This is a genomic window from Rhizobium sp. SEMIA4064, assembly GCF_003025035.1.
GTDB lineage: Bacteria > Pseudomonadota > Alphaproteobacteria > Rhizobiales > Rhizobiaceae > Rhizobium > Rhizobium paranaense.
Window position 1 is genome coordinate 62733 of sequence record NZ_PYJN01000010.1, and the last position, 18658, is coordinate 81390.

Annotated in this window: 16 protein-coding genes; 6 read left to right on the forward strand and 10 right to left on the reverse strand. The window is 59.6% G+C overall.

The annotated features are described in order from the left end of the window. The first annotated feature begins 201 nt into the window (after nt 1-201). The gene (locus C9E91_RS05750) at nt 202-981 is read left to right on the forward strand and encodes a class I SAM-dependent methyltransferase (RefSeq protein WP_107107496.1); all 780 of its coding nucleotides are present in this window, start codon (nt 202-204) and stop codon (nt 979-981) included. 106 nt (nt 982-1087) lie between these two features. Here the strand turns inward: C9E91_RS05750 and C9E91_RS05755 are convergent, their stop codons facing one another. The 6 genes from C9E91_RS05755 to C9E91_RS05785 all read right to left on the reverse strand — a co-directional run bounded on the left by C9E91_RS05755 (nt 1088) and on the right by C9E91_RS05785 (nt 8075). After that, the gene (locus C9E91_RS05755; RefSeq protein ID WP_107107406.1) at nt 1088-2152 is read right to left on the reverse strand and encodes a 3-deoxy-7-phosphoheptulonate synthase; all 1065 of its coding nucleotides are present in this window, start codon (nt 2150-2152) and stop codon (nt 1088-1090) included. Between the two features lie 562 nt (nt 2153-2714). Continuing rightward, the gene (locus C9E91_RS05765; protein ID WP_107107408.1) at nt 2715-3776 is read right to left on the reverse strand and encodes a porin; all 1062 of its coding nucleotides are present in this window, start codon (nt 3774-3776) and stop codon (nt 2715-2717) included. 428 nt (nt 3777-4204) lie between these two features. Continuing rightward, nucleotides 4205-4552, reverse strand: a complete 348-nt coding sequence (locus C9E91_RS05770; RefSeq protein ID WP_107107497.1) for a hypothetical protein — start codon at nt 4550-4552, stop codon at nt 4205-4207. 223 nt (nt 4553-4775) lie between these two features. Then, complete coding sequence (cysN, locus tag C9E91_RS05775; RefSeq protein WP_107107409.1) at nt 4776-6260, reverse strand: sulfate adenylyltransferase subunit CysN; 1485 nt, start codon at nt 6258-6260, stop codon at nt 4776-4778. Between the two features lies 1 nt (nt 6261). Next, on the reverse strand, nt 6262-7215 hold the full coding sequence (gene cysD / locus C9E91_RS05780; protein WP_107107410.1) for a sulfate adenylyltransferase subunit CysD: 954 nt from the start codon (nt 7213-7215) through the stop codon (nt 6262-6264). Nucleotides 7216-7343: 128 nt separating this feature from the next. Then, complete coding sequence (locus tag C9E91_RS05785; protein ID WP_107107411.1) at nt 7344-8075, reverse strand: phosphoadenylyl-sulfate reductase; 732 nt, start codon at nt 8073-8075, stop codon at nt 7344-7346. A gap of 490 nt (nt 8076-8565) precedes the next feature. On the opposite strand from C9E91_RS05785, the gene C9E91_RS05790 reads away from it, so the two are divergent. Then, nucleotides 8566-9012, forward strand: coding sequence for an RrF2 family transcriptional regulator (locus C9E91_RS05790; RefSeq protein WP_107107412.1), 447 nt, complete (start codon nt 8566-8568; stop codon nt 9010-9012). A 58-nt stretch (nt 9013-9070) separates the two neighbouring features. Here the strand turns inward: C9E91_RS05790 and betA are convergent, their stop codons facing one another. The 3 genes from betA to betI form a co-directional block, all read right to left on the reverse strand. Next, a complete protein-coding gene (gene betA / locus C9E91_RS05795; RefSeq protein WP_107107413.1) occupies nt 9071-10720 on the reverse strand; it encodes a choline dehydrogenase in 1650 nt (549 codons plus the stop codon). 163 nt (nt 10721-10883) lie between these two features. Further along, nucleotides 10884-12353 (reverse strand): betaine-aldehyde dehydrogenase, encoded by a 1470-nt coding sequence (gene betB / locus C9E91_RS05800; protein WP_107107414.1) that lies wholly within the window; start codon nt 12351-12353, stop codon nt 10884-10886. Beyond that, nucleotides 12350-12967, reverse strand: a complete 618-nt coding sequence (gene betI, locus C9E91_RS05805; RefSeq protein ID WP_107107498.1) for a transcriptional regulator BetI — start codon at nt 12965-12967, stop codon at nt 12350-12352. The genes betB and betI overlap by 4 nt, the downstream gene beginning before the upstream one ends. A gap of 147 nt (nt 12968-13114) precedes the next feature. Between betI and C9E91_RS05810 the strand changes: the two genes are divergently transcribed. The 4 genes from C9E91_RS05810 (at nt 13115) to C9E91_RS05825 (ending at nt 17239) form a co-directional block, all read left to right on the forward strand. Next, a complete protein-coding gene (locus tag C9E91_RS05810) occupies nt 13115-13663 on the forward strand; it encodes an HdeD family acid-resistance protein (RefSeq protein ID WP_107107415.1) in 549 nt (182 codons plus the stop codon). A 233-nt stretch (nt 13664-13896) separates the two neighbouring features. Further along, complete coding sequence (locus C9E91_RS05815; protein WP_028750717.1) at nt 13897-14148, forward strand: ribbon-helix-helix domain-containing protein; 252 nt, start codon at nt 13897-13899, stop codon at nt 14146-14148. Nucleotides 14149-14355: 207 nt separating this feature from the next. Then, nucleotides 14356-16161 carry a bifunctional diguanylate cyclase/phosphodiesterase gene (locus tag C9E91_RS05820; RefSeq protein WP_107107416.1) on the forward strand — a complete coding sequence of 602 codons (1806 nt, stop codon included), beginning with the start codon at nt 14356-14358 and terminating at the stop codon, nt 16159-16161. A 79-nt stretch (nt 16162-16240) separates the two neighbouring features. Further along, the gene (locus C9E91_RS05825) at nt 16241-17239 is read left to right on the forward strand and encodes an NAD(P)H-quinone oxidoreductase (RefSeq protein ID WP_107107417.1); all 999 of its coding nucleotides are present in this window, start codon (nt 16241-16243) and stop codon (nt 17237-17239) included. On the opposite strand, the gene C9E91_RS05830 is transcribed toward C9E91_RS05825, so the two are convergent. After that, nucleotides 17220-18644, reverse strand: a complete 1425-nt coding sequence (locus C9E91_RS05830) for an MFS transporter (RefSeq protein WP_107107418.1) — start codon at nt 18642-18644, stop codon at nt 17220-17222. The genes C9E91_RS05825 and C9E91_RS05830 overlap by 20 nt on opposite strands. Nucleotides 18645-18658 lie beyond the last annotated feature (14 nt).

Here is an 18658-nt window from a genome sequence, read left to right on the forward strand (position 1 = left end):
TGAGATTTCCGAACAGCTTTTGTTCGATCATATCGGTTTTCTTCCTGTGCGCCATAATGTTTTGTCCTGCTTACAATGTAAATTTTCCCATTGAGGGAACAATGACGTTCGGAATGCGCGAGCATTTTCGGCGATGGCAACGCTATGCTTGACGAACCGCGAGGCTGCTCAGCCCAGCCAGACAATGAGGATGAAGAGATGATGGCCAGCAGACATCAGGACGGCAGCGCAGGTGACGCGAACTACGGCGTGATCGGCACGAATTACGCAAAATATCGCCAGCCGGATCCGCATATTGCGGCGTTCATCCAGGCCGCCTTGGGCGATGCCCGCAGCGTCCTCAATGTCGGTGCTGGCGCCGGCTCCTATGAGCCCGTTGATCGCGCGGTGACGGCGGTTGAGCCGTCTGCATCGATGCGGGCGCAGCGGCCGGTGCATCTGCCTGCAGCCATTGACGCCACTGGCGAGAAGCTTCCCTTTGCTGATGGCAGTTTCGATGCCTGCATGGCGACATTCACCGTGCATCAGTGGTCCGATCTGGCGGCAGGGCTTGCTGAGATGCGGCGGGTGACGCGCGGTCCCGTCCTGATCCTCACCGCCGATCCGGACGAACTCGATCGCTTCTGGCTCGTTGACTATGCGCCGGAAGTGATCGCGGTGGAGGCACGCCGCTACCCGCAGATAGCGACCATCAGCGAGGGGTTGGGAGGCAATGCCAAAGTCATTCCGGTGCCGATCCCGCTCCATTGCACGGACGGTTTCGGCGAGGCCTATTACGGGCGCCCGGAACGCCTGCTGGAGCCGGGTGCCCGTCTCGCCAACTCGGCCTGGAGTTTCGTCGATGCTTCGATCGGCGACCGCTTCGCCTTCGATCTCGGACGCGATCTCAAGGACGGTACATGGGATGCCAAATACGGGCATCTGCGTGCGCAGCCGGAATTCGAGGGATCGCTAAAACTGATTGTCGGTAGGCGATCCTGAAACGGAGGAGGAGGCTTGTCCTGAGGCGCCTGGTGAGGGCAAGCTTGAAAGCGACCGGTGGTCGTTCACCAATGTATATCGGTGAACGACCCCTTGATCGGAAATGCTATTGGCGGGCCATCCGCCGCCGTGTTTGTGCGGCTCGGGCCAGTTCCTCCAGCGTGCGGACGGACGTTGGCCAATCAATGCAGCCGTCGGTGATGCTTTGGCCATAGACCAGCGCTTTACCGGGCACCAGATCCTGGCGGCCGCCGACGATATTGCTCTCCATCATCATGCCTTTGATGCGACGGTCGCCGGCAGATATCTGCTCTGCGACGGAGCTGACGACCATCGGCTGGTTCTCGGGGTTCTTGCCGCTATTGGCATGGCTGGCATCGATGATGATCCGCGGATCAAGTCCGGCCTGCTGAGCCTGCGCCGATACTGCCTGCACGCTGGCCGCGTCGTAGTTGGGTTGCTTGCCGCCGCGCAGAATGAGGTGGCAATCCTCGTTGCCGCGTGTCGAGGCAATCGCTGCAAGGCCTTCCTTGGTCACCGCCGGGAAATGATGCGGCTGCGAGGCCGCCACGATCGCATCGAGCGCGATCCTTGCATCGCCATTCGTGCCATTCTTGAAGCCGACCGGGCATGAAAGGCCAGACGCGAGTTGGCGATGCACTTGGCTCTCGGTCGTCCTTGCACCGATCGCACCCCAGCTTACCAGATCGGAAATGTACTGCGGCGTGATCGTGTCGAGATATTCGCAGCCGGCGGGCAGCCCGATCTCGTTGACGTCGATCAAAAGGCTTCTGGCGATGCGCAATCCCTCTTCGATGCGGTAGCTTCCGTCGAGATGAGGATCGTTGATGAGGCCCTTCCAGCCGACCGTGGTGCGAGGCTTCTCGAAATAGACCCGCATGATGATTTCGAGATCGTCGGCGAACCGGTCGCGCTGTTCTTTCAGGCGGGCGGCATAGTCGCGCGCTGCGACAGGGTCGTGGATGGAGCAGGGGCCGATCACCACGATCAATCGATCGTCGTCATTGTTCAGGATGCGATGGACGGCGCTACGCGCTTCCGTCACGGTTGTGGTGACGGCCTCATCCCGCGGGATCTCCTCTATGATACGGGAGGGCGAGGTGAGGGCAGTGATCTCGACAATTCGCAAATCATCAGTGGAATTCAACACGGTATCGGTTCCTTTTTGGGGTCATACCGTGCCGACAAAAAAGCCGCCAGGTAGGACTAGCGGCTGTTCGGGTCTATGTCGTTGCGTCGATTTTACCTACGCACGCGCCCGCCTCCGCTGAGAGCAGCGGTACGAATAAAATCGCGAGGCATTTGCGCAGGTGAATGACATGCGGCCTCTCTACGACAAAAAAGACGGCTTGTCGATAATGTTGATACTTTCGCAGCGCATCATCACAACCTTCGTTGTGGGCGGAGGCTTCTCGCTTTTGCTTCAAGACCTTCCGAGAACTGCTTGCAGCTTCTTGGCCCTCTGCGGACAGTGCCCCCGAAACAATGCCATTGTCCTGGCATTGGAGAGGTCAGGTCATGCAAATGAGAATATCATTATATATAATATGACGAAAATAAAAATCTACCTCCGGATGTGATGCATCCGGTTGGTAGTTGCTCTAAAATGTAAGAATACCCTAACTCGGAAGGACCGGCCCAACTTCGCTGGAAGTTGGACCGGCCCCCATCCGATCAGGGGTCAAGTCAGATCAGATCTCAGAAACGAGGTCTTAGAAGCTACGCTGGAAGCGCAGAACGCCAGCCCACTGGTCCTGGTTGATGGAGTCCCAGTTGGTGTAGGAAACTTCCGGCTGAACCAGCAGGTTCTTGACCGGGTTCCAACGAAGGTTGGCGGTAGCTGCGAAGATCTTCGAGTCGGTGTAAGCAACCTGAGCGTTGGCCTGGAGCTTGTCGTTGAACGGAACGGTGACGCCGCCCCAAACAGCCCAATCGCCCCAGCCGATGCCCTTGGCCGGGCCGGCGCCGTTTGCGCTGGCGTACTTGTTCAGCTTGTCGCCGTCCGTGTTCCAGCCGCCCATGACGAACGCCTTGAAGACGCCGAAGTCGGCATCGGCGCGAGCCTTGATAGCGCCTTCTTCAACGATCGAGTCATAACCGCCGACGATCTTGAAGCCGAAGTTGCCAGCCTTATAACCAGCACCGGCAACAACGTCCGGAGCGTAATGGTCGGAGCTGTCTTCGCCGTTGACGCCCTTGGCGCCCGAACCGGAGTTGGAGTCTTCGAGCGAGATAACAGCGGTGAAGCCGTTGCCTGCGTCGTAGTTGTAGGTCAACTGGTTGAGTTCGTACGGGCCGTCATAGACCACGTCGTCGTTGATGACGTTGCCGGCATAACCCATGTACAGGTTATACTGCGAGTCGAGCTTACCAACGGTGAAGCCAGCGAGGCTGATGTTGGCGAACAGGAGCTTCGTGGTGGTCGAGCCACCTTCCTGCCAATCCCAACGGTAGATGGTGTTGGTCTTCAGCGGACCGAATTCGGTGTCGCTTGCGGTGTCAACGCTCAACTGAGCGCGGGTGTGCCACAGCGTGCCGAAACGGTCAGCCGGGTTGTAGGCGTTGTACCACTTGCCTTCGGTACGGACCATGCCGCCGATCTTGAGGCAGGTCTCAGTGCCCGGGATAAAGAAATAGCCGGCGCCGTATGCGTCGCAGATGCGGACGTATTCGAGCGGTTCCGGCTCAGCAGCAACAACAGCGTCAGCAGCGTGTGCGCCTGAAACTACTGCGAGGGCAGCAGCGGAGCCGAGAAGAAGGCTCTTGATATTCATAAAAACTCCAATCCAATATAGATTGGGCACAGGCCATCGCGCCGAAAAACCGACGTGCCTCACCCTATCCCTGTTAAAAACCCCGACTCGGGAGAAACGGGCCCCACCCGCTTCTGTTCGTCATTAAGACCGAATTCCTTCAAAGTAATATGATATATTTTTCACAGAATGACGTTTTCTTGATTTTTCATTTTAAGTTGCAGGAAAGCCACATCTGCAAATACAGATAGTAAGGTTACCGAAATGTAAGGTTCCCGTAATGCTATCTACGTAATAATCACTTCGGATTAGGAAATCTGTTCCGGCTGCAGCGCGCTCTTGGAAGTCGCGGAAGTTCAATGCTGAACGTGCGTGTGCGGCACGCAGACCAAGTCGACGCCGTTGACGACATCGCGAACTGGATTGATGTAAGGTGAAGGGCCGTCCGACTAATACAGAACGGTTCGCTTCGAGGACGGCGATATCAGCTTGCTAAGGACGGCGCCGATCGCGATGCCCCAGAGGCCACCGGACATGTCCACGATGATATCCATCGGAGAACCGTAACTTCCATTCGCCACGAAATGCGAGAAGCCGAGCACCGAGACGCTGCCGATCATCAACAGGCAGGTGAAGGAGGGCGATTGCGGATAAGCAAGGCGCGCCAGCATGCCCGCGACGCAGAGTGCGCCGGCACGATACATGTTGAAGGGATTGCCCAGTTCGGCCTGTAAATTGAGATGCGCGAGGGTCACGGCAACCAGTGCCGCGATATAGCTCCACGCGATAATTTTCAAAAACCGACCTGATATCATGGGGCTATTGTATAGCAGCGGCGGACTGAAACTCCAGTCTCCCGCGTTTGCTATGAGTTGTGATCACCATCTTGCGATGCACACATTTTATGTGTTCGGGAAATATATTGTTGCGCACGACGAAAAGCTAACGGCGCTTATGGCTAATATTTTCTAAAAAAAAGGGGCCGTTCGGCCCCTTTTTCCATCACCAATTTACCGTCGATCAAATATCGCTGGCGGCGTTCGCCCAAATCTCCGCGGCCTGTGCTGCGGTGACGCGACGAACTTCGGTTTCGTCGCGGCGGCTGCTGAAGAGTTCGCTGGCCATGATCTGGTCGGCAAGATCGGCCGGCAGCGACAGGAGTACCCGTTGGCCATCCTTATGAATGCCGCCGACGTCGGCGCGCTTGCCGGTGATCATGCCGCCCGCAACCGTGTTGTTGGTTTCGGGGTCGATCAGGATGAAGGAGCCGGTCGAGCGGTTCTGCTCGTAGGGATCGAAGACCGCAGCTTCGTCGAAGGAGAGGCGGACCTTGCCGATCGCGTTCATCCAGAGCGCCTGTGCAGGTGCCCAGGCGCCGGTCTTCAGCTCGAGCTGAGCGATCGGCTGCACCTGCACGCGCTGGCGACGGCTGCCGCTCTTCAGCCAGTAACGCTTGCCGGGCTCGATGCCCTCCGGCTGCAGCGCGACGATCTGCGCGTCGAAGGAGAGGCCGGATTGCGGCTGGCTGTCGATGGCGACGATCATGTCACCGCGCGATACGTCCACCTGCCGGTCGAGCACGAGCGTGATCGCGTCTCCTGCGACGGCAGCGTTACGGACGAGATCGAAGGTGACGATCTTGGAGACATTGGCGACCATGCCCGACGGCAGGATCATGACGCTGTCGCCCGGCTTCACCGAGCCGCCGGCAACGGTGCCTTGATAGCCGCGGAAGCTTTCGCCCGGTCGTGACACGCGCTGGACGGAAAGGCGGAAGCCGACCGCCTGTGCCGAACGCACGGTGGCGAGTTCCAGCGTCTCGACCAGCGTCGGGCCGGTGTACCAGGGCATGGCGGCCTGGCCGGAATAGACGACGTTCTCGCCCTTCAGCGCCGACATGGGGATTGCGGTGATCTGCTTGACGCCGAGCGACAGAGCGAATTCGCGGAAATCATGCGAAATCTTCTCGAAACCGGCGCGGTCGTAGTTCGTCAGGTCGATCTTGTTGATGGCAAGTACGAACTGCTTGATGCCGAGCAGCGAAGCGATCGTCGCATGGCGGCGCGTCTGTTCGAGGATGCCCATGCGCGCGTCGACCAGCAGCACGGCGAGATCGGCGGTGGAGGCGCCGGTCGCCATGTTGCGGGTATATTGCTCATGGCCGGGCGTGTCGGCGACGATGAAGGAGCGCTTATCGGTCGAGAAATAGCGATAGGCGACATCGATGGTGATGCCCTGTTCGCGCTCGGCCTGCAGGCCGTCGAGCAGAAGTGCGAAGTCGGGCAGGCCGAGATCGTTCTGCTTGCCGGTGGAATCGCGCTGCAGCGTGGCGGCCTGGTCTTCCTTGACGGCCTTGGTGTCCCAGAGCAGACGGCCGATCAGCGTGGATTTGCCGTCGTCGACGCTGCCGCATGTGATCAGGCGAAGCGGGCGCGAGTCGCGCACTGCCTTGGCGGGCTCGGCGGCCGGCAGGGTGACGACGTTTGCGGTTGCGGCTGCGGTCATCTCAGAAATATCCTTCACGCTTCTTCTTTTCCATGGAGCCGGATTGGTCGCGGTCGATGGCGCGGCCCTGTCGTTCGGAAACCGTGGCGATTTCCAGCTCTGCAATAACGTCTTCGAGGGTGGTGGCAGTCGAGCGGATCGCGCCCGTCAGCGGGAAGCAGCCGAGCGTACGGAAGCGGATGACTTCCTCGCGCTTGACCTCGCCGGGCAGCAGTTCGAGCCGCGGATCGGCGGCCATGATCATCATGCCGTCGCGCTCAACGATCGGACGCTTTTCGGCGAAATAGAGCGGCACGATGGGAATGTCCTCGGCCTGGATGTAGCGCCAGATATCGACCTCGGTCCAGTTGGACAGCGGGAAGACGCGGACGCTCTCGCCCTTGCGGATCTGGCCGTTATAGACGTTCCAGAGTTCCGGCCGTTGATTGCGCGGATCCCAGCGATGGTCCGGCGTGCGGAAGGAATAGATGCGTTCCTTGGCGCGCGAGGCCTCTTCGTCGCGGCGCGCACCACCGAAAGCGGCGTCGTACTGACCTGCATCGAGCGCCTGGCGCAGCGCTTCCGTCTTCATGATGTCGGTATAGCGTGCCGAGCCATGGGTGAACGGCGTGACGTTTTCGGCCTTGCCGCGCGGATTGATGTGTTCGATCAGGTCGAGGTCGTACTTCTTCACGATCTCGTCGCGGAAGGTGATCATCTCGGCAAACTTCCAGCCGGTGTTCACATGCAGCAGCGGGAAGGGCACGCGGCCAGGATAGAAGGCCTTGCGGGCCAGATGCAGCAGCACCGAGGAATCCTTGCCGATCGAATACAGCATCACCGGACGCTCGAATTCGGCCGCCACTTCGCGGAAGATGTGAATCGACTCGTTTTCTAGCGCCTTCAAATGCGGGTCGAGCGGCGGCTTGGTGCTCTGCGGATTGGAGAGTTCCGTATCCGGACGGCTATCAGGCATTTCTAACTCCAGAATTCAGATAGTTCCGACCGGGAGGCTGGCCGGAAGAACAGGATGTGTTGGTTCCCGGTAGGCTGGCGGCAGGTCTAGCTGCGCCTCACACCGGTGCCGGGAACCGGCGGGAGATGTCACTGTGCAGCGGTTTCCTCATGAACATGCAGGCCGCATTCGCGCTTCTCGTCGTTTTCCCACCACCAGCGACCGGCCCGCTCGGGCTCGCCCGGTTTGATGGCGCGGGTGCAGGGTTCACAGCCGATAGAGGGATAACCGCGCTGATGCAATGGGTTCACCGGCACGCTGTTGTCGGCGACATAGGCGCGGATCACGTCGATGTCCCAGTCGGCAAGCGGGTTGACCTTGATGAGATTGCGCTCGGGGTCGTATTCGGCAAAAGGCGTATCGGCACGATTGGCCGACTGGCCGCGACGCAGGCCGGTGACCCAGATCGTTGCGCCGGAAAGTGCGCGCGCAAGCGGCTTCAGCTTGCGCACGCCACAACAGGCATGACGGGCTTCGACGCTCTCATAGAAACCGTTGAGACCATATTTCTCTGCATAGGCATCGATGTCGGCCTGTTCCGGCTCGTAACGGGTGATGCGGATATCGTATTGGCTTTCGGTTTCATCGATCAGCGCCAGCGTTTCCGGAAAAAGACGGCCGGTCTGCAGCGTCGCAACTTCGATCGGCAGGCGATGATTGCCGATCTCTGCGGTGATAACCTGATCTTCGATCCCGAGGGAGGTCGTAAAGACGGCATGGCCGCCGAGGCCGGCGACCAGAGACAGACGGCCCGCGAGATCGAGCGCCGCCAACCGGCTGTTCAGCGTTCCGGCTTCTTCGATAAGATTGATGGCAGTCATGGAGAATCCTGTCCTGATATTGGACCGGAGTATCGCAGCTTGTCAGGGGGGCGGACAGAAAAATGGATTTCGAAAGCGAGGGAATAGAGAGCAAATATCTCCATGAAGCCGCGCCCATGCGGAAAAGCGACCGCCTCGGCTGTTAACCAAGACGTTTTGCCCTCTGAGGCCGGTCGGCGCAGCGGCACCGATAAGACTAGTCATATCTAAGTGCTTGCTTTAATGTCTATAGAAATAGTAGGGTTACACGCGGCTTGTCAAACGGAAATCGGAAGTGATGGCCAAAAAGATGCGGAACGCCGAATTTTGCCCTAAACTGTGGGCATAGCGATAAGAATGAAAACAAGGCTGGGTTGCCGGCACGACCCAAGCTTTTCATTATCTGCGTGTAAATGCGGGATGGAAGCTTGGTAAAAGTATTGAGAGTTCCGAAACGATGTGGCCGGATGTATCGGGTAAGCGCATCGTATGTGTGTGTAGACGGTTCGAAATGATCACTCAGAAAGCAAAATATGCGTTGCGGGCGCTGTCTGCTCTGGCTCAGGCCGAAGCGGGAGAGCCGGTTATGATTTCCGATATTGCCGCGCAGCAGAAAATCCCGAAGAAATTTCTGGAGCAGATCCTTCTCGACCTGAAACATCAGGGCATCGTCATCAGCCGTCGCGGCAAACAGGGCGGTTATCTCCTGCGCAAGCCTGCGAACGAAATCACCTTCGGCGAGATCCTGCGCATCATCGACGGGCCGATCGCGCCATTGCCCTGTCTTTCCATTACCGCCTATCGTCGCTGCGACGATTGCGACGGCGAGCAAACCTGCGAAATCCGCCACGTTTTCGCCAGGGTTGCCGATGCCACCCGCAAGGTCCTGTTCTCGACCACCATCGCCGATGCAGTGGCGCTGCCCAATACCACGGAAGTCGCTCGGCTGCTGGCTTGATGAGGCTTCGGCTGGCGGTATGCTCCTCGCCGGCTTCCTTCTCGATCGCCCGCGGAACTTACCGATCGCTCACCGTCCAGCGCGGGTTGATCCAGGGCTCCTGGTTCGATCGCGCCAGCCTTGGCTTGCCGAGAATATGGTCGGCGGCTTTTTCGCCGGTCATGATAGAGGGGCCATTGAGATTGCCGTAGGTGACATGTGGGAAGATCGAGCTGTCGGCGACGCGCAGGCCATCGACGCCGATAACGCGCGTGTCCGGGTCGACCACGGCCATCGGATCGTCCTTCGAGCCCATCTTGCAGGTGCCGCAGGGATGATAGGCGCTCTCCAGATGCTCGCGGAGGAAGGCGTCGATCTGATCGTCGGTCTGGACGTCCGGTCCGGGCTGGATTTCCGGGCCGCGATATTCGTTGAAAGCCTCCTGCCCGAAGATTTCGCGCGTGAGCCGCACGCAGTGGCGGAATTTTTCCCAGTCCTCCGGATGGCTCATATAGTTGAAGCGGATGACGGGATCGGCCTTGGGATCTGAGGAGCGCAGCGTCACAGCGCCGCGTGATTTCGACAGGTTATAGCCGACATGCGCCTGGAATCCGTGGCTCTTCGCCGCCGCCTTGCCGTCATAGCTGATAGCGACCGGCAGGAAGTGATATTGGATATCGGGCTGCTTGACTCCTGGTGCGGATCGCACGAAAGCGCAGGCTTCGAACTGGTTGGAGGTTCCGAGGCCGGATTTGAAGAACATCCATTGCGCCCCGGCAATGCCCTGCATGTACCAGGGCAGCCAGGAATACAGCGAAACCGGCTTCAGGCTGGTCTGCTGGAAATAGAATTCCATGTGGTCCTGCAGATTGGCGCCGACGCCCGGCCGGTTCACCTTCACCTCGATGCCCATCTCCTGCAGATGCGCGCCGGGGCCGATGCCTGAGAGCATCAGCAGCTTCGGCGAGTTGAAGGAGGAGGCCGAAACGATGACCTCGCGGTTCGCCTTGACGATCTCGACCTTGCCGCCGCGCTCGATCTCGACGCCGGTCGCACGGCCGTTTTCGATCACCACCTTGCGGGCGAGGCAACGGATCAGTTGGACATTCGGCCGTTTCAGCGCCGGCTTCAGATAGGCCGTCGCCGCGGACCAGCGCCGACCGGCCCATGTCGTCTGCTCCATCAGGCCGAAGCCTTCCTGCTTGCCGCCGTTATAATCCTCGGTCGCCTCAAAGCCCGCCTGCTTGCCGGCTTCGATGAAAGCGTGGAACAGCGGATTGCGGGCATCGCCGCGCCGGACATGCAGAGGACCGTCGGTCCCGCGCCAGCCCTCTTCGCCGCCATGCGAATGCTCCATCCGCTTGAAATAAGGGAGTACGTCGGCATAGGCCCAGCCTTGAGCGCCGAGCTCTTCCCAGCGGTTGAAATCCTCCGCGTGACCTCTGACGTAGACCATGCCGTTGATCGAGGACGAGCCGCCGATGACCTTGCCGCGCGGCGCGGTGATGCGCCGGTTGTTGAGCTGCGGCTCCGGCTCGGAAAGGTAACCCCAATTGTAGCGGCTCATGCTCATCGGCCAGGCAAGCGCCGCCGGCATCTGGATGAACGGGCCGATGTCGCTGCCGCCGAATTCAAGCACGATGACTGAATTCTTACCATCCTCCGACAGCCGGTAGGCCATGGCGGAGCCGGCGGAACCTGAGCCGATGATGACGAAATCTGCCTGCATTTTTGTCTCCCTGTGGCCGCCTCGATCCTTCGAGGCCCGCCTTTGGCGAGCACCTCAGGATGAGGCGGATCATCGTTCGCGCTTGCGGTTGGTCGTTCTCGACCTCACCCTGAGGTGCCGCTGTTGGCGACCTCGAAAGGCGAGGTCGAGCCCCGAGGTTGCGTTAGTAAGGTGCCTGCACCGGGCTCATCCCCACATAGACCGTCTTCAGTTCGGAATAATGCTCGAGCGCGGCCAGCGAATTTTCGCGGCCGAAGCCGGATTGCTTGGAGCCGCCGAAGGGGATTTCGACCGGGGCAAGGTTGTACGAGTTGATCCACAGCGTGCCGGCTTCGAGCTGGTCGACGACGCGATGCGCGCGGGTGAGATCGGCGGTGAAGACGCCGCCGGACAGGCCGAATTCGGTGGCATTGGCGCGAGCGATCACCTCTGCCTCGTCATCGAAATCCAGCACGCACATGACCGGGCCAAAGATCTCCTCGCGGGCGATGGTCATTTCGTCGGTCACGTCTGCAAAGACGGTCGGCTGAACGTAATAGCCTTCGCCGGCGACATTGTTGGGAATGCCGCCGCCGGCCACCAGCGTGGCGCCCTCCGCCTTGCCCTTCTCGATATAGGACAGCACCTTCTCGCGCTGCGCCCAGGACACCATCGGGCCGATTTGCGTTGCCTCGTCCATGGGGTCGCCGATCACCATGGCCTCGGTGCGGGCCTTCAGGCGCTTCAGGAATTCGGACTTGATCTTCCTGTTGACGAAGACGCGCGTGCCGTTCGAGCAGACCTGGCCGGTCGAATAGAAATTGCCGAGCATGGCCCCGCCGATGGCGCTGTCGAGATCGGCATCGTCAAAGACGATCAGGGGCGACTTGCCGCCGAGCTCCATGGTGACGTGCTTCAGGCTTCCCGCGGCGGATGCGGCGACCTTGCGGCCGGTCGGTACCGAGCCGGTCAGCGACACCTTGGCAACATCAGGGTGGTTGATGAGCAGCGGTCCGGTTTCGCGGTCGCCCTGGATGACGTTGTAGAGCCCCTTCGGCAGGCCGGCCTCGATCAGGATCTCGGCGATCTTCAGCGCGCCGAGCGGCGTGTTTTCGGAAGGCTTGAACACCATGGCATTGCCGGCGACGAGGGCAGGCGCACCCTTCCAGCAGGCGATCTGCTGCGGATAGTTCCAGGCGCCGATGCCGACGCAGACGCCGAGCGGCACACGTTTGGTATAGGCAAAATCGCCGCCGAGCGGGATGTAGGAACCGTTGAGGCCGGCTGCGGCCACGCCGCCGAAGAATTCGAAGCTGTCGGCGCCCGAGGTCGGATCGGCGACGATCGTTTCCTGGATCGGCTTGCCGGTGTCGAGTGTTTCCAGTTCGGAAAGCTCACGGTTGCGCTCGCGCATGATCTCGGCGGCGCGCTTCAGGATGCGGCCACGCGCCGTCGGGCTCATCGCCGCCCATTCCGGCTGCGCGCGCTTCGCGCTGGCGATCGCCTTCTCGACGATGGCGGGAGTTGCCGCATGCAGCCGAGCAATGACTTCACCCGTCGCGGGATAGATGCTTTCGATGGCGGTGCCATCGGTATCCTCGACATATTCCCCATCGATGAAATGCGAGGCTTTCGGCTGGGCTTTGAGGGTCATTTTATCTGTCCTTTTGAAGGGCGGCCTTTTTTGGAAAGCGGCGCGAGCAGAGCGTTGATGTAATCTTCAGTGAGCGCGATCGAAGCTTCGATGCTGATCGGCGCCGATCTCAGACTTTGACGGATATAGAGGCCGTCGATCATCGCGGCTGCGCCTTCGGCAATACGTTCTGCGTCTTCGTGCGGACACAGTGCCTTGAGGTTGGCAAGCAGATTGGAGCGCAGCCGTCTCGCGTAGATCACAAGGAAGCGGCGCGTTTCCTCGGAACGCTGCGCCTCGGCATAGAAGGCGAGCCACGCGGCAATCGTCTCCGGCGCGAATTGATCGGCCTGGAAACTGACGCGGATGATGGCGGACAGTTTTTCTCGCGGCGTCTTTGCGGCGCTCAGCTCCATCACCACGCTGTCGCGCAGCCGCTGTAAGTGACTCCGGACGGTTTCGATCAGCAACTGTTCTTTGCTGCCGAAGTAGTGATGGGCGAGGGCAGGAGATACCCCAGCCTGCTTGGCGATTTCGGACATGGTGACGGTCAGCGAGCCGTGATCGCCGATCACGCGCATCGCCGCATCCACAAGCGCCTTGCGGCGCACCGGTTCCATTCCGACTTTCGGCATATACCACCTCGGAGTTTGAGGCATTGTATTTTTGATTGACTGATCAATCAACAAAAAAGTGATGGCCGATTTGATCGACTTCTGAATCTCCTGCCGCTTTCCGAGATACATCCTGTATCATGCCCCCGGGAACGAGGAGGTGCAGTCATGGTCAATGTTCTGGATGAAGTTCCGCCATCCGCCATGCGGGACAAGTGGGGATGGTTCGTTGCGCTCGGTGTGTTTCTGCTCATTTGCGGCGGGATCGCACTCGGCAATCTCTTCATCGCCACGGTCGTATCGGTCTATTACATCGGCATGCTGATGCTGATCGGCGGGGTCATTCACCTGGCGCATGCCTTTCAGGTCCGCGGATGGGAGCATATTCTCTTCTGGGTGCTCAGCGGCCTGCTCTATACGCTCGCCGGCATTCTTGCTTTTGCCAATCCCTTGCTCGTCTCCGAAGCTTTGACGATGTTTCTTGCCATTGCATTGCTGATTGCGGGCACATTTCGCGTCTGGGTCGGCCGCAAGGTAAAGCCGGAACGGGGCTGGATATGGATCGTCATCGGCGGTGTGGTGACGGCGCTCGCCGGCATTGCGATCGCTGTCGGTTGGCCGGTCAATAGTCTCTGGATTCTTGGCCTGTTCCTGGCGCTCGACCTGATTTTTCAAGGCTGGACGCTGATGGCCTTTGGCCTCGCTCTTAGGCAGTAGCGGGCGGGTAAAGAGGGGCTAACGAACTACTACTTTTTGACAAGAGGCGTGAGCGGCGTTACTCTTTGAGGGCTTCCGTCGAGGACGGAGTGGCGCTGACTGACGTAACGGTAGGCGCCGTTATCTGGAGCATGCGTATCTATCAAGACGCGCCTTCGAAGCTCCAACGACATGCATTTGAATATATCTCCAGCAAACAGTTTTTCTTAAGAACTAAAAAAGGGAGAAATATCATGCCGATGGTAACGGTTTCCATCTCTCCGCTTCAGGCTGCTGGCATCCGCGCGGCTGTCGACACCGGAACATATGCTTCGAGCAGCGAGGTAGTGCGCGAGGCGTTGCGCATGTGGGATGCCGCGCGCAAGCGTGGTGAGATCTGCGATGTACCCCGTGCAGCCAACGATCCTGAGAGCGTGGCGAAAAGCAGCCGCTGTGTTGCCGACATGTTTGCTGATTACGAGGCGGAAAGACGCCGGCATAACTGAGCGGCGAATACAACATCCTTGACGAGATGACCGGCCGCCGCCCCTGGATAGAGGCGGCTAAGCTACGGTTAATGCCCTTTTACCATTCACGAAACTTTCACATCCGGGAAAGATTTCCTTGACGCTTGTGACGCATCTTGAGCCGAAAACGCGCCAAATCCAAAGTTTTACCCAAAACTTAGTCAAAATTCTTAAGTGGAGATGGGCATGTCCCTGACTGCCGCCATCGAGCCGGGCGTATTGCGCCGGTATGCCAGCGACCAGATTGTCATGCTTGCCAAACTCGTCATCGAAAATGCTTTCCAGGCGATTGTCGAGGTGGGTACCGGCGCGGTTTTCGGTTATGAATCCTTGATGCGCGGGCAAGAACGCATCGGCTTCGACAGCCCGATCCAAATCCTCGACGAGGCCGAGCGCACCGGCCAGCTCTTCGGCCTAGAACAGATGACAATGAGCCGGGCGCTGGCGAAGTTTGCGACCCTTGCCAATGTTCGAACCGCGACCCTCTTCCTCAATCTCGACGTCCGGCTGATCCCGCAGGGCGAAACGCTGGTCGGCGGTTTGCTGCAGCACATGAAGAAGGCCGGTATCGCACCGTCCTCCGTCTGCTTCGAATTTTCCGAGCGCTTCGACAACACCAGCGTGCCGGAATTCGGCGATCTGGTCGCCAAGCTGCGCGGCGCCGGCTTCAAGCTGGCGATCGATGATTTCGGTGTCGGTCACGGCGAGATGAAGCTGCTGTCGGACTATCCTGTCGACTATCTCAAGATCGACCGGCATTTCGTCTCCAATATCGATCGCAACGCCCGCAAGCGCCACATTCTGAGAAACCTCGTCCATATCGCCCATGTCCTTGGTACCCGCGTCATCGCCGAAGGCATCGAGACGGAGGCGGAGTTCCTGATCTGCCGCGAATTCGGGGTCGATCTTGTCCAGGGCTGGTTCATTGCCCGTCCGACGACGCTGATCAACGAGCTGAAGCCCAGCTTTCCGCATCTGCAGGATCTCGGCAAAATGGCTCGCAACAGCCAATCGCTGGACGAAATTCTCATCCGCAAGCAGATCGAAGTGCTGCCGACCATCCGCGAGAATGACAGCATCGACAGCGTTTTCGAACTCTTCCGCCGCAATCCGCGGCGGGCCTATTTCCCGGTCGTCAACGCCAATGGCGAGCCGCGCGGCATCATCCACGAATACCGGCTCAAGGAATATATCTACCAGCCCTTCGGCCGCGACCTGTTGAAGAACAAGGTTTATGAACGCTCGATCTCGCATTTCGTCGAGATGGCGCCGATCGTGGGTCTGGATTCTGACGCCGATACGCTGATGACGATCTTCGCCAATATGGAAAGCAGCAATTGTCTGATCGTCACCGAGGGCACGCACTATGCCGGCATCGTCTCGGCGGCTTCGCTGATCAAGGTCATCAACGAGAAGCAGCTCAAGATCGCGCAGGATCAGAACCCACTGACCGGCCTGCCGGGCAATCGCGCCATTCATGATTTCATGCAGAATGCCGGTCGCGACGGCGACGAGATCAGGCACTTCTGCTATTGCGATTTCGATAATTTCAAGCCGTTCAACGATGCCTACGGCTTCCACCTCGGCGACCATGCCATCTCGCTGTTTGCGGCGCTGATGCGGCGTTACTTTTTTGCCGAGCGCCATTTCCTCGGCCATGTCGGCGGCGATGATTTCTTCATCGGCGTGACCGGCTGGAATCTTGACGAATTGCGCGAGGTTCTGGATCGGCTGCTGGCCGATTTCCATGCCGACGTCTTGGAGTTCTATTCGGCCGAAGACCGCGCCGCCGGCCGCATCCGCGGGCACGACCGCAGCGGCGCGGAGACGATGTTCCCGCTGATGCGTTGCTCCATCGGCATTCTCGAAATGCCCGAAGGGCTGGTTATCGACAATATCAATCGCGTCAGCACCTCGATCGCCGGCATCAAGACAAGGGCGAAGGAAGACGAAACCGGCGTTGCCTTCCTGAGTCTGGGCGAGACTAATTGACGCCCTCCCATACCGGCTTCTTTTCAATCGGCATGCGCTAAACTATCTCCATTGCTTTGCTGGGAGAGGAGAGTGAGTCATGCCCTTGCCGTCTGAAATGCGTTTTGTGGATTTGCCGTCTTTCGGCGCTCCCGAGGTCATGACGATCGCCCGCAGGCCTCTGCCCGTCCTCAAAGACGGTGAAATCCTCGTTCGCGTCGAGGCGACCGGCGTCAACCGGCCCGATGTAGCCCAGCGCCAGGGCATTTATCCGCCGCCGAAGGACGCAAGCCCTATTCTCGGTCTGGAAGTCGCCGGCGAAGTTGTCGATGTCGCACGCGGCGTCACAGAATTCGCCATCGGCAACAAGGTTTGCGGCCTCGCCAATGGCGGCGCTTACGCCGAATATTGTGTTCTCCCGGCTGGCCAGGCATTGCGGTTTCCGAATGGCTATGATGCCGTTCGCGCGGCCGCACTGCCCGAGACCTTCTTCACCGTCTGGGCCAATCTCTTCCAAATGGCTGGCCTCACCGAAGGCGAAAGCGTCTTGATCCACGGCGGTTCCAGCGGCATCGGCACGACGGCAATCCAGCTTGCCAAAGCCTTCGGCGCCACGGTCTACGCCACTGCCGGCTCAAAGGAGAAATGCGAAGCCTGCGAGAAGCTCGGCGCGAAGCGGGCCATCAACTATAAAGAGGAAGACTTTGCCGAGGTCATCAAGGCGGAAACCGGCCATGGTGTCGATGCCGTCCTCGATATGATCGGCGCCGCTTATTTTGAAAAGAACCTGGCCTCGCTCGCCAAGGACGGCTGCCTGTCGATCATCGCCTTCCTCGGCGGTGCGGTGGCCGATAAGGTCAATCTGCAGCCGATCATGGTCAAACGCCTGACGGTGACGGGATCGACCATGCGCCCGCGCACGGCGGAAGAAAAACGCGCCATCCGCGATGATCTCCTTTCCCAGGTTTGGCCGTTGCTCGACGAAGGCACCATCGCTCCCGTTATCTATCGCACATTTGCCTTCGAAGACGTCGTCGAGGCGCACAAGCTGATGGAGACCAGCAATCACATCGGCAAGATCATGCTGAAGCTCGTTTGAGGGTCAACGACATCGCAATGGCAACGAAGCCGGGCAGGGCCATCAACGCATAGAGCCATGTGGCCGCCGACAGGCCGCCTGGGACGCCGCCGGGATCGGCAAGACCGGCGCCGTTGACGATGACGCCCGCAAAGGAAGAGCCAAAGGCGCCACCCAGCGACTGAACCGTGGAAATGGCAGCCGACGCCTTGTCCTGCTCGTCAGGGCCGACAAGGCAGATGACCTTGGTCACCAGATGCGCCCAGCCGAGACCGACGCCGAAACCCATCAGGAACATGGCGACGACAGCCGGGCCGAGCAGAATAAGATCGCCGGACGGATTATCCCTCGCCAGAAACGGGATGAGTGAAGCCGTGGCCACGGCTTCAAGTATACAGCCGACTATGATTGCAGCGCCCGCCCGGTTTCCGGAAAATGGCGCACTAAAAAAGGCGGCGAAAGTCCAACCCAGCGCGACCAGGGCGACCAGATAGCCCGAAACCAGCGGCGCCACGCCATGCAGCGTCTGCAGGAAATACGGAATATAGATATCGCTGGTCAGCACCATCATCATCGTGAACATCGTCAGATAGAGCCGGGATATCGGCTTGCTGAGCATGACCGCGCCTTGCGGCAGAAGCCGGCTCGCGCTTTTTCGCTCGACGGTGAGCATGGCGGAAACGGAAGCCACTGAAATAGCAACGAGCATGACCTTGCTCGACATATTTCCGATGGTTCCGGCGAGGCTTACCAACAAGACCGCGCCGAGCAGAAGGGCAATCTGAAGGAACGGCGTCTTCTGTTGCGCTCGATCATCCTCGACGCGCGGCAGCAGCCACGGGGCCGAGAGCGCCATAACGCCCGCCAACGGCACGAGAATGATGAAGGCCTCGCGCCAGGCGCTGCCTTGGGAAAACAGCCCGCCCAATGTCGGCCCGAGCACCGTCGCGACACCCCATATGGCGGCGTAAAGTGTTGACGCTTTCCGCCACAGCGGCTCCGGATAGACGAAACGGATGAAAGCATAGCCAAGCGCGCCCAGCATGCCGGCGCCGAAACCCTGCACCGCACGACCGGCAAGCACGACCTGAATCGCCGGCGCCATGGCACAGATCAGGTTTCCCAAGCCGAATATCAGCGCCGCCGCGATGTAGACCGTGCGCAGGCCTATGCCTCTCGGCCGTGTCGCAACGGTGATCGAGCCGAGAACGCCGGCCGCGACGAAAAGCGTGGTCATCCAGGAAAACAGCTCCAGACCACCGATATCGCGAACGACGGAAGGTGCGATCGTCGCGGTGATGTAGGATTCGACGGCATAGAGGACGACACCGCCGCCGAGCATCAAGGTTGCCGGCAGAAGCTGGGGCGAGAAGAGTGTGAAGATGGAGGTGGAGTGGGACGTATCTGCGTTCTGGATGCTCGACATCGGATGATCCTCGG

Coding starts and splice junctions, on each gene's coding strand:
- C9E91_RS05785 (WP_107107411.1), bottom strand. CDS start 8,075: ATGACTGCCATCAATCTTATCGAAGAAGCCGGAACGCTGAACAGCCGG.
- C9E91_RS05830 (WP_107107418.1), bottom strand. CDS start 18,644: ATGTCGAGCATCCAGAACGCAGATACGTCCCACTCCACCTCCATCTTC.
- C9E91_RS05790 (WP_107107412.1), top strand. CDS start 8,566: ATGATCACTCAGAAAGCAAAATATGCGTTGCGGGCGCTGTCTGCTCTG.
- betB (WP_107107414.1), bottom strand. CDS start 12,353: ATGACCCTCAAAGCCCAGCCGAAAGCCTCGCATTTCATCGATGGGGAA.
- betA (WP_107107413.1), bottom strand. CDS start 10,720: ATGCAGGCAGATTTCGTCATCATCGGCTCAGGTTCCGCCGGCTCCGCC.
- betI (WP_107107498.1), bottom strand. CDS start 12,967: ATGCCGAAAGTCGGAATGGAACCGGTGCGCCGCAAGGCGCTTGTGGAT.
- C9E91_RS05750 (WP_107107496.1), top strand. CDS start 202: ATGGCCAGCAGACATCAGGACGGCAGCGCAGGTGACGCGAACTACGGC.
- cysN (WP_107107409.1), bottom strand. CDS start 6,260: ATGACCGCAGCCGCAACCGCAAACGTCGTCACCCTGCCGGCCGCCGAG.
- C9E91_RS05810 (WP_107107415.1), top strand. CDS start 13,115: ATGGTCAATGTTCTGGATGAAGTTCCGCCATCCGCCATGCGGGACAAG.
- cysD (WP_107107410.1), bottom strand. CDS start 7,215: ATGCCTGATAGCCGTCCGGATACGGAACTCTCCAATCCGCAGAGCACC.
- C9E91_RS05820 (WP_107107416.1), top strand. CDS start 14,356: ATGTCCCTGACTGCCGCCATCGAGCCGGGCGTATTGCGCCGGTATGCC.
- C9E91_RS05825 (WP_107107417.1), top strand. CDS start 16,241: ATGCCCTTGCCGTCTGAAATGCGTTTTGTGGATTTGCCGTCTTTCGGC.
- C9E91_RS05815 (WP_028750717.1), top strand. CDS start 13,897: ATGCCGATGGTAACGGTTTCCATCTCTCCGCTTCAGGCTGCTGGCATC.
- C9E91_RS05765 (WP_107107408.1), bottom strand. CDS start 3,776: ATGAATATCAAGAGCCTTCTTCTCGGCTCCGCTGCTGCCCTCGCAGTA.